Below are 14,758 nucleotides of genomic sequence, written 5' to 3' on the forward strand. Positions count from 1 at the left end.
CGTTTGGAGGAGAGAAGCGCCCGCCCTTCATGTCGCGAACGATCCGGCCAGCGAACCCATGGTCAACGCCCAGCCGTCCACCAGCACGAACAGCAGCAGCTTGAACGGCATGGAGATGATCGTGGGCGACAGCATCATCATGCCGAGCGCCATCAGCGTCGATGCCACCACAAGGTCGATGATCAGGAACGGCAGGAAGATCATGAAGCCGATCTGGAAAGCGGTCTTCAGTTCCGACGTCACAAAGGCCGGCAGCAGGATGGAGAAGGGAATGTCGGCGGGCGAGCGGAAGGCCGGCGCCTCCGCCAGATTGGAGAAGAGCTTGAGGTCCGTCTCGCGGGTCTGCTTGGTCATGAAGCCGTGCAGCACCTTGCCCGAACGGCCCACCGCCTCCTCGATGGAAATCTGCCCCTTGCCATAGGGATCGAAGGCCTGGGCGTTGATCTGGTCGATGGCCGGCCGCATCACGAACAGGGAGAGGAACAGCGACAGGCCGACCAGCACCTGATTGGGCGGCGTCTGTTGCAGGCCAAGCGCCTGACGCAGCAGCGACAGGACGATGATGATGCGGGTGAAGCTGGTCATCATGAGGATCAGCGACGGCAACACCGTCAGCAGGCTCATGAGGATCAGGATCTGCAGCGATAGGGACAGCGAACGGCCGTCGCCGCTGATCTGCCCCATGGCGCGGCTCAGCGCGCCGCCATTGTCGACGGGCGCCGGGGCGGCGGGCGCGGCCTGCGCAAAGGCGGGCATGGCAAGGACCAGGGTCAGCAGCAGCAGCGCCACCACGCCCCATTTCATCATCCCCGCGCAGGCGGGGACCCATCTCCCGGCAGCAGCCTGCGGACCCGAAGTCCGGAGATGGGTTCCCGCCTGCGCCGGAATGACGGTGGCAAGCAGGTCAGCGCCCGGCACGATAAGGGTCGCCTTCCGCGATCTTCTCGATCCGCCCCCGCGTCACGGAAAGCAGGATCTTCTTCCCCTCGAACTCCACGACGGCGAGCTTGCCGAACGTCCCCATCGGCAGCGCTTCCAGCACCTTGAGCGACCGGTCGTTCTGCCCCGCCATCATCCCCGGCTGATATTTGCGCCACAGCCATAGCGCGCCGAAGGCCATGCCGCCGACCAGAGGCAATAAAATCAGCAGCTTGACGAAATACCAGATCATGAGGGCTTTCCGCGAAGATGGTTAATTCGTCATCCGTTCCGAAAGATTGGCGCGCAAGGCAAGCGGTAAATCTGCCGCCTGCGCTTCAGCCGCGCCGCTCGACGCCCGCCAGCCGGCTTTCGGCAGCCGCGATTTCGACGATGCGGATGCCGTAGCGGCCGTTCACCGTCACCACCTCTCCCTTGGCGATCAGCGCGCCGTTGACCATGATGTCGAGCAGGTCGTCGGCCTGGCGGTCCAGTTCCACGACGCTTCCTTCGCTCAGATCCATGACCTCCGCCAGCCGGAGCGAGGTCGACCCGACCTCCACCGACATGCGGACGGGAATGTCGGCCAGCAACCGGAACTGGCGGTTGTTCACCATGCGGGAAATGCTGTCCTCGCCCACGCTGTCAAGGCGGGGGGCTTCGCTCATGTCGCTCATTGTCCGGTTTCCTGTGCAAGCTTTTCGATCTGGAATGCGGCGCGGCCATCCTGTTCGCCGATGGAGCCGTGCGCGACGATACGGTCGCCCACGATCAGCGGCAGGCTGCGGTTGATGGTGACGGGAATGATGTCGCCGGCCTTGAGCTGCATCAGTTCGGCCAGGGACAGGTCGGGGCGCGCCAGCACCGTGCGGGCGGGCAGGCGGATGTCGCGCATGCGGTGGGCGATACGCGCCTGCCACACCGGGTCGGCGCGTTCGTCGTCGATCGGGATGCGGCTGCCCGTCAACGACTCGACGGCGCGCAGCGCGGACAGCGGGAACAGCAGGTCGACGGGCCATTCGGCATCGCGGCTGATGCTGATCAGGAAGCGTTGCAGCACCATCTGCTCGCCCGGCTGGGCCGCGGCGGCGAAGCCGATGCCGGTTTCCCGGACGATCAGACCGGCTTCTATGGCCAACATGTCGCTCCAGCATTCCACCAGCCGGGCCATGAAGGCATCGGAAATCCGCGCGATCAGGCGATCTTCGGTCGGCGTGAACTCGCCGCGCGGCGGCAGGGCACGGTTGCCGATGCCGCCATAGAAACAGTCGACCAGCGTCGAGATCATCGCCGCATCGAGCCGCAGCAGCACCTGCCCCTTGAGCGGCGCCAGGCGATAGACGCCGATGCTGGAGGAGCCGGGCACCTCATGCGCCCAGGCGCCGAATTCCAGCGCGCGCGCGTCCTGCGCGGCGACATGCGGGCGAACCCCGGCGATCGGCTCGATCAGGGCGCGCAAACGCCGGCCGAGCTTTTCGCCCAGCCGGTCCAGCCCCGACAGCATCAGCGGCGCCTGCGATTCCCCCCGCCCGAAGGCGTAGGCTTGAACGTCGGTCATTTCAGTCCCCAGCCGTCCCGGGCGGGGGACTTCCCGCCGATCAGGCAGCCCTATTGAATAACGAAATTGGTAAAATAAACGTTATCGACGCCGCCATAGCCCGTCTTCTGCTTCAGAATGTCGTTAATAATGCCCTTGATCTTCCCCTGAAGCGCCCTTTTCCCCTCCGGCGTCGACAGCGCCTCCACCGGTTGTTCGGCCAGCATCATCAGGACCTGGCTGCGAATCGCCATCTCATGGACCTTGATCGCCTCGACAACGCGAATGTCGTAATAGGTCGAAACGGCGATGGAAATCTGCGCAAAGGCGTCCGTATCCGACATGTTGGAGGTGAACGGCGTCTGAAGCTGGAAATAGGTCGCCTGATAGGCCGCAGGATTGGCCGGGCTGGGCAGGTCGATGCCCTTGGCCGGGACATGGACGCCCGAAGGGGCATGACCCCCGCCGCCGCCCTCATGCCCGCCGCCTTCGCCGCCGCCGCCGCCGCCGCCGGCATAGCCATGGGCCTTCGCCACTTCCTCGGCATTTTCCCCCGCCAGCACGAGCACGGGCTTGTTCGGATCTTCCTTCGGCCCTTCTTCCTTCGGGCTGAAGAAACCCGCGGCGTAAAGACCGCCGGCCGCGCCCGCCCCGCCAACGACCATGGCGATGACGATGAGCAGGATCATCTTCATCCCACCGCCCTTTTTCTTCTTCGGCTTGGCGTCGTCACTCATCGGTCAAAGTCCCCCGCAATCCATGTCGTCAGGCATAGCGCGCGCGCGCGGCGGGATTGCCGGCATGGCGCAGCTCGTCATGGTTAAGAACGGCCGGATCGCCGGAATTTTTAGGGGCGAATGCGCTATTTTCCTGGGGACGCCAACGACCCTGTCCCTGCGATTGCGCCATGTTCTGGCCGTTGTTCGCCCATGCGTTCGCGCCCTGGGAACCCTGTTGCTGCGCGCCCTGCTGCTGGGAGGATTGCTGTTGATTGGCGCTGTCCGCCCGGGCCGCTTCCGCGACAGGAGGCGCGCGTTCGATCTTCACCTCGGCAATGCGCACCGCCGAAAGTCCGGCATCAAGGCGCAGACGGTCGCTGTCCTGGCGCAGCGCCATTTCGGCGGCTTCGCTGGCGACGGTCAGGCTGACCGCCGCGCCGTCGCTGCCCTGGCGGATGTCCACCTGCACGGCCCCAAGCTGGTCGGCGTTGATCTGGAACCGCCCCTGCGCACCGTTCGCGGACAGCCCGGCAATCTCGCGGGCGAGGCCGTCGATCCACTGGCCGGAAACGCCCATGTCGACGATCTGCGCGCCAAGGCTGGCGGACAGGTCGGCCGGCGGCGGCGCGACGGCCGACGGCACCGGCTGCGCGGAAACGGGCTGGGCGAGCGGCATCGGGGGCACGGCATCGACCGGGTCATGCTGGACGGCATGGGCCGGCACGGCATCGACCGGCGTGGCGGCCCTGCCCGTTTCGACGCGGGCCGCGAGCGGTTCCCCGGCGCGGACCGGCGTGCCCGGCTGGCGGGCAGCGACCTGATCGCGCACGAGCTGGAGCAGGGCGAGCGCCTCGGACTTCACCGGGGCGCTGCCGGGATGCGCAGCGGGAACCGGGCCTTCCGGCTGGTCGGCCGATGCCGCAGGCGCTTCAATGGCTGGCTGCACAGGGGCGTCCGCCACGGGAGTCGGTTCAACCGTCGACTGGGCGGGAACCGGCTGTCCGGCAGACTGAGGCGGCAAGGGCGCCGCTACCGGCAGATTCTTGCCGCGATCCGGCTTGGCGGGCGCCGTTTGCGCGACCGGGGCCGTCGATGGCGGCAGCGCCTGCGCCGGAACGCTTGGCGAGGCCGGCATCTGGACAGCAGCGACGACCGTTGCCGGAGCCTGTGCCGCCTCGGCCTGCTCCTTCGGCCTGTCGCTGTCGCCCGGCTCCGCTTCCACCGGCTCGTCGGCATGCTCCACCGCCGCGGCTTCGGGCAAGGCCTCCACCTTCTCCGGCTTGGTCTCCTTGCCGGGGCGCGGGGCCTTGGTCTGGGGATCGGGCGTCGCGACCGGCAGTTCCGGCCCGCCGACCTCGCCCTCTTCCATCGCGACCGGCGCCGCAGCAGGCATTTCCGCCGCGACCTCCTCAACGGAACCGCTATCCACCGCAGGGCCGGCATCCACCATAGGGCCAGCATCCACCGCAGGCGCCGTCTCCCGAACGGCGGCCTCGGCTGGCGCGTCGATCTTCCTCGCAAGTCCGGGCGGCAGCGGCAGCGAATCCTTGCGGTGGCTCTGCACCGCCCTCAATGCGTTGGCCAGACCGAAGGGCAAGGGGGAAGCCGTCTCGACCTCCGGATCGCCGCCATCGGCTTTGCCCGCCTTGGGCGGTGCGGGCTCCATGCCCTCGGCTTCATCCGCGGCCGCCGGGGCGATCCCTTGCGGCGGGCCAGCGATCCCCGCGCTTTCCTGCGCTTCGGGCAAAGCGGCCATCGTGCCGTTCAGCAGCTTGGCGAAATCCGCCGCCCCCTCCGCAGGCACGGCCGACGCAGCCGCGCCATCGGCGGGCATCGACGTCGCCGCCGAGGAAAAGAGCAGCGCCTTGAGGCTGGTCAGCATGTTCACGTCAGACATCTCCTGTCCTCTGCATCCGGCGATAGCGCGGCAGCGCCGCAAGCTTGTTCTCCCGCCATTCCTCCAGGTCCGCGCGGGCGCGATCCTTGAGCTTCACGGCGATTTCGCGATCCCGATTGGCCGCGAGGGAAAGGCCTTCCTTGACCTCCACCTTGCGGCGCGCATCGTAGAGCGCACCATCCAACTGGCGCCCCGCCTGTTCCAGACGGCCCGCCAGTTCCTGCATCGCTGCAAAATTCGCGCCAGTTGCGACGCCCTGCCCGGTAAAAAGATCGTTCCGCACATTGCGCAGCCGCTCGACATTGCGGGCAAGGCCCTCCGCCTCGTCGCGGGCGCGGGCGGTTTCGGCCGCGGCCATGGCATGCTGGACATGGCGGACGCGCAGCACGCGCTGGCGGCGGGCGACTTCGCCCTTCACGCGCCGAACTCGGCGATCAGGGCATGGGCGCTGGTGTCGAGGTCGATGAAGCTCTTCTGATCCTGACGAATGAAGTCGAGGACTTCCTGTCGCCGCTGCACGGCTTCATCGATCACCGGATCGTTGCCGGGGCGGTAGGCGCCCATCAGGATGAGGTCGCGATTTTCCTCATAGGCGGCCCAGAGGCGGCGATAGGCGGCGGCGGCAAGGCGATGCTCGTCCGGCACGACATCCGCCATGACGCGGGACAGCGACTTGCCGACATCGATCGCCGGGAAGATCGCCTGTTCCGACAGATGGCGCGACAGCACGAAATGCCCGTCGACAATGGCGCGGGCGGCATCGACGATCGGATCGTCCGTATCGTCGCCATCGGCCAGCACAGTGTAGAGCGCGGTGATCGACCCGCCAGTCCGGGCGTCGACGCCGGCGCGCTCCACCAGACGCGGGATCAGCGCCAGCGCGGAGGGCGGATAGCCCTTCATCGCGGGCGGTTCGCCCAATGCCAGCCCGATCTCGCGCTGGGCATGGGCGCAGCGGGTCAGGCTGTCGATCAGCAGCAGCACCTTCTTGCCCCGCGCCCGGAAATATTCGGCAATGGCGGTGGCGCGGGCCGCGGCGCGCAGGCGCAGCACCGGCGGATGGTCTGCGGGGACGGCGACGACGATGCTCTTGTGCATCGCGCCCTTCAATTTGGTCTCCAGGAAATCGCTGACCTCGCGTCCGCGCTCCCCGATCAGGCCCGCGACGACGATGTCGGCTTCGGCGCCCTGGATCATCTGGCCCATCAGCACCGACTTGCCGACGCCGGACCCCGCGATGATCGCGATGCGCTGGCCGCGTCCGGCGGTCAGCAGCGCATTCACCGCACGCACGCCCAGGTCGAACGGCTCGGTGACGCGGCCCCGGTCGAGCACATTGCCCTTGACGCCGTTCAATGGCCACGACCCGCCCGCGATGATCGGCCCCTTGCGGTCCAGCGGCTGGCCCATGGCGTCGATGACGCGGCCGATAAGGCCTTCGCCCACCTGCACCATGGTCGCCTGGGAATCCGGTTCGACCCGCGCCCCATTTTCCAGCGGCGCGTCGCTGTCGAGCGGCACCAGCAGCGTCCTGTCGCCGCGAAAGCCCACAACCTCGGCGCGGCAGACCGTCCCGTCCGAAGCGATCACCCGCGCGCCCGCGCCGATGGGACGGCGAAAGCCGGTGACTTCCAGCATGCCCGCATCATGGCTGACCAGCCGGCCGACATGGCGCGGCTGCCGGTTCTGCACCTGCATATGGTCGAACAGCGTTTCCGCCTGGGCCAGCGAGGCGCGGATCATCAGGCCTTGCCCTCCATATCGTCCAGCAGGGCGCGCAGGCGCGACAGGCGCACATCCGGGCCGTCCTCGACCCAGCCGTCGGCGGTTTCAAGGCGCACGCAGCCGCGCTGCATCGCGCCGTCGGGCACCAGCTTCACGCCGATGCTCTCGCCTTCCAACAGTTCGATGTCGTCGGGATGCAGGTGCAGCGCGCCCTTTTCGTCATTATCCTCGATGAAGGCGGCCACGCTGTCGCAGCGCTGGAGCAGCCGCTCGATGTCGATCTCGACCTCGCCCACGATCTGCTCCACCAGCCGGACCACGGTCGCGGAAAGCATGGTGGACAGCATGCCGCTGGGCGCCGGCGCCAGCAGTTCCAGCGCTTGGGCAAGCTGCTGGCGGGCCTGCGTCTCGGCCGCATGGGCTTCCGCCGTCACGCGGCTGCCTTCGTCGAAGCCCATGGCGAAGGCTTCGATCCGCGCCTGTTCCAGCACATCCTCTTCGCTTTCCGGAATGCTGTCATGCACCGGCTGGCCGGGCGCGGCATGCGCAGGCGCGAACAGGCTGCGGAAGCCGCCGCTCGTCACCTGTCCCATGCCGCCCAGCGGTATGCTGGCGACCTCCGCATTGCTCCAGAGCTTAGACAAAATCATTCCCCTTGCCGCCCAGCATGATGGTGCCCGCATCGGCCATGCGGCGCGCGGTGGCGATGATCAGCTTCTGCGCGTCGATGACCTCGGCCAGGCGGATCGGCCCGCGTTCCTCGATCTCGTCGGCAATGGCCTGCGCGGCGCGGGCGGACATGGAACCGAATATCTTCGCCTTCAGCATGTCGTTCGCGCCCTTCAGCGCGACCACCAGGATCGAACTGTCGACGGTGCGCATCAGCGTGCCCATATTCTTGTCGTCCATGTCGATCAGGTTGTCGAAGACGAACATCTCCTCCTCGATCGTCTGGGCGACCATCTTGTCCCGCTTGGCCAGCGCCTTGATGATGCGCTGCTCATTCTCCTTGCGGACATTGTTCATGATCGCCGCCGCCTCGATGGTGCCGCCACGCTGCGAGGCGCCGCCCTGCTTCTTGGCCATATTGCCGCGCAGCAGGAGCTGCTCCAGATCGTCCAGCGCCTCGTTCGACACGGGCCCCAGCGTGGCGATGCGGTAGACCACCTCTTCCTGATATTCGGTCGGCAGCAATTGCAGCACGTCGGCGGCGATCGGCGCCTCCAGATGGGCGAGGACGATGGCCATGATCTGCGGATGCTCCGCCTCGATCAGCACGGCGATCTCCTTGGCGTCCATCCATTTCAGCATCTCAAGCTGGGTGGAGCGGGTCGGCGGGGTGATGCGGGCGAGCATGTTCTCGGCCCGCTCCTCGCCCAGCGCCTTGGTCATCGCGCCGCGAATATGGCGGGTCGCGCCATAGCCGATGGTGGTGCGCTTCTTCGCCTTGGTGACGAAATGATCGAGCGCCTCATTGACTTCCTCGACCTGCACGTCGGCCACATCGTACATCGCATAGCCAAGCTGGCGCACTTCGTCCGGCTCCAGGCGCGAGAGGATCTGCGCGGCCTCATCCTCGTCAAACAGCATCAGCAGGACGGCGGCGGCGGCGCTGCCCTTCAGCGCCGTGGCGGTGGCGGCGTCAGGCATTTTCCTTCTTCCCTTCCTTCAGAAGGTCGCGGACGACCAGCGCCGCGCGATCGGGGTCCTGCTTCACGAAATTGCGGATCAGGTCGGCGCGCTGGGCATAGTCGTAAGTGGAGGAGATCATATCGAGCGTGACCGGCGTCGACCCATCCGGGTTGACCGTCGCCTGACGGGTGATCTCGGTCGAGATTTCGCGGCCGATCTTCTGGCCCTCGGCGGCGACCTGTTCGGCGGCGGCGGCCTGAGCGGCGGCGCGGCGCTTCAGCAGCGGCCGGCCGATGCCGAAGATCACCAGCAGGGCGACCAGCAGCGCGGAGACATTGCGCACCAGCGGCGACACCCATCCCGCTTCATACCAGGGCGCCTGAACCACTTCTTCCTTGGCGAAGCTGCGGGCGGAAAGGGCCACCACGTCGCCCCGCGCCTGGTCGAAGCCGACCGCCCCCTTCACCAAAGCCTCCAAGGCCGCGATCTCCTGCGCCGAACGCGGCTTGCCGTCGGGCCCGTTGTCGAGCGCGACCGCGACCGACAGGCGCTTGACCGTGCCGATGGCGTCCCTGGTCACGGAAACCTCGCGGCCCAGTTCGAAGCTGCGGTTGAAGGTTTCCTCGGTCTTCATCAGCGGATTGGGCGGCGTGCCGGGCTGGGCTGCGGTCTGGGCGCTGGTGGCGCCCTGCGCGACGGCCTGGCCATTGGGATTGGTCTGCGTCACGGTCGGATTGACCGGCGCCTGATTGCTGAGCGCGCCGGGAATGCCGCTCGCTTCGCCGCCCGCGCCCTGACCGCGCGGGTCGGATGCCCAGGTGCCCTGTTCGCTGCGAAGACGCGCTTCATCCTGCGGATAGGTTTCGCGGGTCGCCTGCCGCTCCGCGAAGTTCAGTTCGGCATGCACTTCGGTCGAGAATTTGCCCGCGCCCAGAATCGGCGTCAGCAGCGCGATCACCGACTGGCGATAGCGATCCTCCATCCTGGTCTGGACGGCCAACTGGCGGTCGTCGGCGGCGTTGCTGTCGTTATTGCTGAGCAGACGGCCATTCTGATCGACGACCGATATGTCCTCCGGATTGAGTTCCGGGATCGACGAAGCCACCAGATGCACGATGGCGCTGACCTGCTGGTCGGTCAGCGACCGGCCGGAGGCAAGACGCAGCATCACCGATGCGGAGGGCTTGGACCGTTCGCGCAGGAAGACGCTGGGCGGCTCGACCGCAAGGTGGACCTTGGCGCTCTCCACGCTGTCGATCGCCTCGATGGTGCGGGCCAGGTCCATTTCGCGGGCGGAGCGCAGCTTTTCGCCTTCCACCGCGCGCGATGCGCCCATGGGCAGGCTGTCGATCATGCTGTTCCCGTCGGGCGCGCTCTTGGGCAGGCCCTGGGCGGCGAGCATCATCTTCGCCTTGAAATAATCGTCCTCGCCAACGGTCATGCTGCCCGAATTGTCGAAGTCGTAGCGGATGCCGTTCTGGTCCAGCACGCTCGCAACCGCCGATTTGTCGGCATCGGGCAGGGCACGGAACAGGTCGCGCTGCGGCGGTTCGCGCAGGGCGAGCCAGGCCGCGCCAGCGGTCGCGACGACGCCCAGCAGGCCCAGCAGCGGCAGGCTCTTCGCCACGGCGGGCTGCTTCATGAAGCCGGTGAAGCGCGCCTTCAGCGCATCGACGCCCTTCGCGCCGCCCGGAAAGGCAGGGCTGGTGGCCGGGAGAGCGGCGGCGCCGCCGACGGAGGGGGTGAGTGCGTTCTCGCTCATATTACACCGGCATGCTCATGATGTCCTTGTATGCGGACAGCAATTTGTTGCGGACCTGAAGGGTGGCTTCGAAGCTGACGGACGCCTGCTGCTTGGCCAGCATGACCCCGGCAATATCGGTGGTTTCCCCCCGTTCGAACGAGGCGGCTGCTTCGCCCGCCTGGTTCTGCAGGCCGTTCACCTGCTCCAGCGCCGATTTCAGCGCGTCGGTAAAGCCGCCCGGCGCGGTTGCGCCATTGGTGCCGACCGCGGAGCCAGGGCCGACATTGCCGGTCTGGGCCACGTCGCGCAGCGCCGCGTTCTTCTGGAGGATGGCGTTGCGGATCGCCATCACGCTATCGGTCGGAGAAATTCCGGACATGCCCTATTCCTCCTCAGGCCGCCGCCCGCTCGCGCATCTCGGCAAGCCGATAGCGCAGCGTACGTTCGGAAATGCCCAGCTTGCGGGCGGCGGCGGCGCGATGGCCATCCGTTTCGCGCAGGGCGGCGCGGACCGCCTCCAGCTTGCTGTTATGCGCCACGTCGCGCAGCCGGATCGGATCGGCCGGCGCCAGGACCTGCTCCACGATGCGCAGTTGCGGCGCGCCGGTGATGTGCAGGTCGTCGGCATCGATACGGTCGCCGTCGCGAAGGACCACGGCGCGCTGAAGGACATTGCCCAGCTCGCGGGCGTTGCCGGGCCAGACATGGCCGGTCAGCTTTTCCAGCGCCGCGGCGGTCGGCCAGACGAAGGCATCCTGCTGGCGCAGCAGCATGGCGGCGGCGATGGCGGCGATGTCGCCCGGACGCTCTGCCAGCGGACGCAGCTCCAGCGGCATGACATTGAGGCGCCAGTATAGATCCTCGCGGAAGCGGCCGGCAGCGACTTCGGCGGCAAGGTTGCGGTTGCAGGCCGCGATGATGCGGACATTGACCGGAACCGGATGAGTCGCGCCGACGGGCAGCACCTCGCCTTCCTGGAGGGCGCGCAGCAGCTTGGCCTGAAGGCTGAGCGGCAGTTCGGCGATTTCGTCGAGGAACAGCGTGCCGCCGTCCGCCGCCAGGAACAGGCCCTCGGACGCATTGGCCGCGCCGGTGAAGCTCCCCTTCTTGTGGCCGAAGAGCATGGCTTCCATCATGGTTTCGGGCAGCGCCGCGCAATTGACGGCGATGAAGTCGCGGGTCACGCGGCCCGACTGGGCATGAAGGAAGCGCGCCATGCCTTCCTTGCCGGTGCCCGTATCGCCCTGGATCAGCACGGTGGCGTCGCTGCGCGCCACGCGGCCGGCCAGCGTCATCAGCCGCGTGCTGCCGGCGTCGCCCACCGCAGGAACGGCAGCGGGACGGGCCAGCTCCGCGATCAGCGCGAAGGCGAAACCCATATCCTCAAGGCCGAAGGCGACGCGGGCAGGCAGGCCGTTGGCGGCAGGCACCAGCGAGGGCAGGCCGTCGATCAGGTTGATCAATATGTCGCGATGGGTCGCATGGCCGATTTCGGTGGCCAGCAACACGCGCCGGTCTTCCCGCTCGCGCGGGCTCTGGGCGTCCACGATCCGGACGGTAAAGAACGCATTTTCCAGCCAGTGCTGCAGGCCCGGAACGAGCGCGCAGACTCCTCGGCTCACGTCCAACGATGACATGAACTTGTCCCCATGTTTTGGCCGGCTTGTGCCCCCGCACGCCCCTGACCCCTTCGATGGGGTGAAACTGCCCGACTGTGGTTAGCATATGGTTAATGCGGCAAACCCCTTGCCGCATAACGGCAATTTTTTTCCGCCGGCGCGGAACTTTTCGCCGCTTCATGGATATATCGGCCCCCGCAAAGGGGCTCGAATGCCCTGTTTACGGGCCTTTTCAAGAAAATAGCAGAAAAAATCATCCCCGCCCTAAAAGCTTTTTTTCCGGTGCCGTTATCCCCTTTCGAGGCCGCAAGCAGCCTGATGGCAGCGACCTGAACGAACGAAAGGGTATCAAAATGACTGTTATCGGAACCAACTCCTCGGCGCTGCGTGCATCCAATGCTTCGGCCCAGGCCAGCAAGGCGCTCAGCACCGCGATGGAACGCCTGTCGACCGGCAAGCGCATCAACAGCGCGAAGGACGACGCGGCCGGCCTTGCCATCGCATCGACCATGACCTCGCAGATCCGCGGCATGACCCAGGGCATCCGCAACGCCAATGACGGCATCTCGCTCGCCCAGACGGCGGAAGGTGCGCTGGGCGAAGTCAGCAACATGCTGCAGCGTATGCGTGAATTGACCGTCCAGGCGCTGAACGGCACCAACGACACCAATTCGAAGGCGAACATCACCTCGGAACTCGACCAGCTGTCGACCCAGATCAACAGCGTGATGACCAACACCAAGTTCAACGGCATCTCGCTGTTCCCGACCACGGCGGCGACGATCACGATCCAGGCCGGTTCGACCGCGGCCGACTCGGTCTCGCTCTCCGTCGGCGGCATCGACCTCTCGGCCGTCGTCGGCGCCAGCGCCGCCACCGTGAGCGGCTCGGCTGCGACCACCGCCACCCTGGCGCTCTATGACACGGCGCTTCAGTCGGTCTCGACCGCCCGCGCCACGCTGGGTTCGACGCAGAGCCGCCTCGAATCGACGGTCAACACGCTGACGGCCAACGTCACCAACCTGACCGACGCCCGCAGCCGCATCGAGGACGCCGACTTCTCGGCCGAAACGACCGCGCTCGCCAAGCAGCAGATCCTGAGCCAGGCCTCGACCGCGATGCTGGCCCAGGCGAACCAGAGCCAGCAGGGCGTGCTGAAGCTGATCAGCTAAGCTGCGACACTCAGATTGACCGGCTGGGGTTTTGGTCACCCCGGCCGGTCATGCCGCCCCCGGCGCATTTACAGTCCCCACCGCGCCGGGGGTAAAAACTTCGATGAAACGACCAGCATAACGAAGCCTCCGTCCCCCCGGGCGGAGGCTTCATCGCATTTGTCGATCGGCCGGTTTCCAATCAATGCGGGATCGAAACACTTGCATTGGCGGTTGTCACACCCATGATGACGGCCATGACCAACAATTCTTCGACAGGAATCGGACGCCGCGCAATGATCGCGGCATCCGGCGCTGCGCTGCTGCTGCCGCATTCCGTGCTGGCCCAGAACCGGGCCGAGGCCTTTTCCTGGACCATGCTGATCGCCCGGGCACAGCGCCTCGCCCGCGGCGCGTTCATGGTGACGCCCTTCTTCCCCGGCGCCGACAGGATCGGCTATGATGCGTTCAACGAGGCGCGCTTCCGTGACGAGCGGACCATCTGGAACGAAAGCGGCGACGATACCGGCATCCGCCTGTTCCCCCTGAGCGGCACGGTGCAGCAGCCGGTGGAGATCGCGCTGGTCGAAAAAGGCCGGGCGACGCCGCTGCGCTACGATCCCGCCATGTTCGACGCGCCGCCGGGCAATGCGGTGCGCGCATTGGGGCCCGATGCGGGCTTTGCCGGCTTCCGCATCATGAATCAGGCGCGGGACGGCGACTGGCTGTCCTTTCTGGGCGCGACCTATTTCCGCGCCCCCGCCGAAAGGCAGTTCGGGCTATCGGCCCGCGCCGTCGCCATCAACACCAGCATCGCGGGGAAGGAGGAATTTCCCCGCTTCACCCATTTCTGGCTGGAGCGGACCGGGCGCAGCAGCGTCACCGTCTATGCGCTGATGGACAGCGCATCGCTCACCGGCGCCTTCCGCTTTGCCAATGAACTGACGCCGCAGGGCGTGCGGCAGGATGTCGACGCCGTGCTGTTCACGCGCAAGGCGATCGCGGAACTGGGGCTGATGCCGATGACCAGCATGTTCTGGTACGATCAGGCCGACCGGCGCACCCGCACCGACTGGCGGCCGGAAATCCACGATTCCGACCTGCTCTCCATCGCCGGCGCGGATGGGACCGTCCATTGCCGTCCGCTGGTCAATCCCTCCGCCCCCCGCGTCGATGTGTTTGAGGAGCGCAATCCCAAGGGCTTCGGACTGCTCCAGCGCGACCGCAATTTCGACCATTATCAGGATGACGGCGTCTTCTACGAACGGCGGCCTTCCCTGTGGGCGACCAGCCGCAAGCCGCTGGGCGCCGGACAGGTGCGGCTCTATGCCTTTCCGACCGACAGCGAATATACCGACAATGTCGCGGCCTATTGGACCCCCGCCGCGCCCACCCGCGCGGGCAGCCGGATAGAGGCGAGCTATCGGCTGGACTGGTCCGCCGCCCGCGCCCCCGCTTCCGCCGGCCTTGCCACGGTGGAGAATATCTGGACCGGGCAGTCGGGCGAAGCCGGGGTCGACCGTTTCCTGGTCGACTTCGCCGGCGTGCCGACCGGAAGCAGGCCGGACATATGGGTCGATCTTGCCGGCGGAACGCTGGTCAAGAAGGCCGGCTATCCGGTCCTGCACCAGAAGGACATGTTCCGGATGGTCCTGGATATTCGTCGGGACCGGGGCAGGCCGACCGATATCCGCGCCCAGCTCAGGGCTGGCAATCGCCCGTTCAGCGAATATGTGCATTACCCGCTGGGCGCGTGAATTAAGGGCGACAAGGGAACCAGCCGGGTTCAAGGCGGTTCTGGTGACGGGTTTCGAGC

General features: G+C 66.9%; 15 protein-coding genes. 2 read left to right on the forward strand and 13 right to left on the reverse strand.

The genetic code is table 11. The annotated features are described in order from the left end of the window. Nucleotides 1-27: 27 nt before the first annotated feature. The 13 genes from fliP to LDB29_RS13965 form a co-directional block, all read right to left on the reverse strand. Nucleotides 28-807 carry a flagellar type III secretion system pore protein FliP gene (fliP, locus tag LDB29_RS13905; protein WP_025548553.1) on the reverse strand — a complete coding sequence of 260 codons (780 nt, stop codon included), beginning with the start codon at nt 805-807 and terminating at the stop codon, nt 28-30. Between the two features lie 97 nt (nt 808-904). After that, a complete protein-coding gene (locus LDB29_RS13910; protein ID WP_025548555.1) occupies nt 905-1,171 on the reverse strand; it encodes a flagellar biosynthetic protein FliO in 267 nt (88 codons plus the stop codon). Between the two features lie 85 nt (nt 1,172-1,256). Continuing rightward, nucleotides 1,257-1,595 (reverse strand): flagellar motor switch protein FliN, encoded by a 339-nt coding sequence (gene fliN / locus LDB29_RS13915; RefSeq protein ID WP_025548556.1) that lies wholly within the window; start codon nt 1,593-1,595, stop codon nt 1,257-1,259. After that, nucleotides 1,592-2,476 (reverse strand): flagellar motor switch protein FliM, encoded by an 885-nt coding sequence (locus tag LDB29_RS13920; RefSeq protein ID WP_025548558.1) that lies wholly within the window; start codon nt 2,474-2,476, stop codon nt 1,592-1,594. The genes fliN and LDB29_RS13920 overlap by 4 nt, the downstream gene beginning before the upstream one ends. Before the next feature lie 50 nt (nt 2,477-2,526). Beyond that, a complete protein-coding gene (gene fliL, locus LDB29_RS13925; RefSeq protein ID WP_140042535.1) occupies nt 2,527-3,192 on the reverse strand; it encodes a flagellar basal body-associated protein FliL in 666 nt (221 codons plus the stop codon). Nucleotides 3,193-3,220: 28 nt separating this feature from the next. After that, the gene (locus LDB29_RS13930) at nt 3,221-5,071 is read right to left on the reverse strand and encodes a flagellar hook-length control protein FliK (RefSeq protein ID WP_193666667.1); all 1,851 of its coding nucleotides are present in this window, start codon (nt 5,069-5,071) and stop codon (nt 3,221-3,223) included. Next, nucleotides 5,064-5,489 (reverse strand): hypothetical protein, encoded by a 426-nt coding sequence (locus LDB29_RS13935; protein WP_025548561.1) that lies wholly within the window; start codon nt 5,487-5,489, stop codon nt 5,064-5,066. The genes LDB29_RS13930 and LDB29_RS13935 overlap by 8 nt, the downstream gene beginning before the upstream one ends. After that, a complete protein-coding gene (locus tag LDB29_RS13940) occupies nt 5,486-6,814 on the reverse strand; it encodes a FliI/YscN family ATPase (RefSeq protein ID WP_025548563.1) in 1,329 nt (442 codons plus the stop codon). The genes LDB29_RS13935 and LDB29_RS13940 overlap by 4 nt, the downstream gene beginning before the upstream one ends. Beyond that, nucleotides 6,814-7,446, reverse strand: coding sequence for a FliH/SctL family protein (locus LDB29_RS13945; RefSeq protein ID WP_037482187.1), 633 nt, complete (start codon nt 7,444-7,446; stop codon nt 6,814-6,816). The genes LDB29_RS13940 and LDB29_RS13945 overlap by 1 nt, the downstream gene beginning before the upstream one ends. Beyond that, complete coding sequence (gene fliG, locus LDB29_RS13950; protein WP_025548566.1) at nt 7,433-8,446, reverse strand: flagellar motor switch protein FliG; 1,014 nt, start codon at nt 8,444-8,446, stop codon at nt 7,433-7,435. The genes LDB29_RS13945 and fliG overlap by 14 nt, the downstream gene beginning before the upstream one ends. Continuing rightward, entirely contained in the window at nt 8,439-10,190 is a 1,752-nt protein-coding gene (gene fliF / locus LDB29_RS13955) for a flagellar basal-body MS-ring/collar protein FliF (RefSeq protein WP_025548567.1), read from the reverse strand. The genes fliG and fliF overlap by 8 nt, the downstream gene beginning before the upstream one ends. Before the next feature lies 1 nt (nt 10,191). After that, nucleotides 10,192-10,551 carry a flagellar hook-basal body complex protein FliE gene (fliE, locus tag LDB29_RS13960; RefSeq protein WP_025548568.1) on the reverse strand — a complete coding sequence of 120 codons (360 nt, stop codon included), beginning with the start codon at nt 10,549-10,551 and terminating at the stop codon, nt 10,192-10,194. A 13-nt stretch (nt 10,552-10,564) separates the two neighbouring features. Continuing rightward, complete coding sequence (locus LDB29_RS13965) at nt 10,565-11,809, reverse strand: sigma-54-dependent Fis family transcriptional regulator (protein WP_025548571.1); 1,245 nt, start codon at nt 11,807-11,809, stop codon at nt 10,565-10,567. 335 nt (nt 11,810-12,144) lie between these two features. Between LDB29_RS13965 and LDB29_RS13970 the strand changes: the two genes are divergently transcribed. Beyond that, entirely contained in the window at nt 12,145-12,963 is an 819-nt protein-coding gene (locus tag LDB29_RS13970) for a flagellin (protein ID WP_025548572.1), read from the forward strand. A 224-nt stretch (nt 12,964-13,187) separates the two neighbouring features. Beyond that, a complete protein-coding gene (locus LDB29_RS13975) occupies nt 13,188-14,699 on the forward strand; it encodes a glucan biosynthesis protein (protein ID WP_025548574.1) in 1,512 nt (503 codons plus the stop codon). The last annotated feature ends 59 nt before the right edge of the window (nt 14,700-14,758 follow it).

Origin of the sequence: Sphingobium sp. CFD-2 (assembly GCF_024611135.1) — a bacterium.
GTDB lineage: Bacteria > Pseudomonadota > Alphaproteobacteria > Sphingomonadales > Sphingomonadaceae > Sphingobium > Sphingobium fuliginis.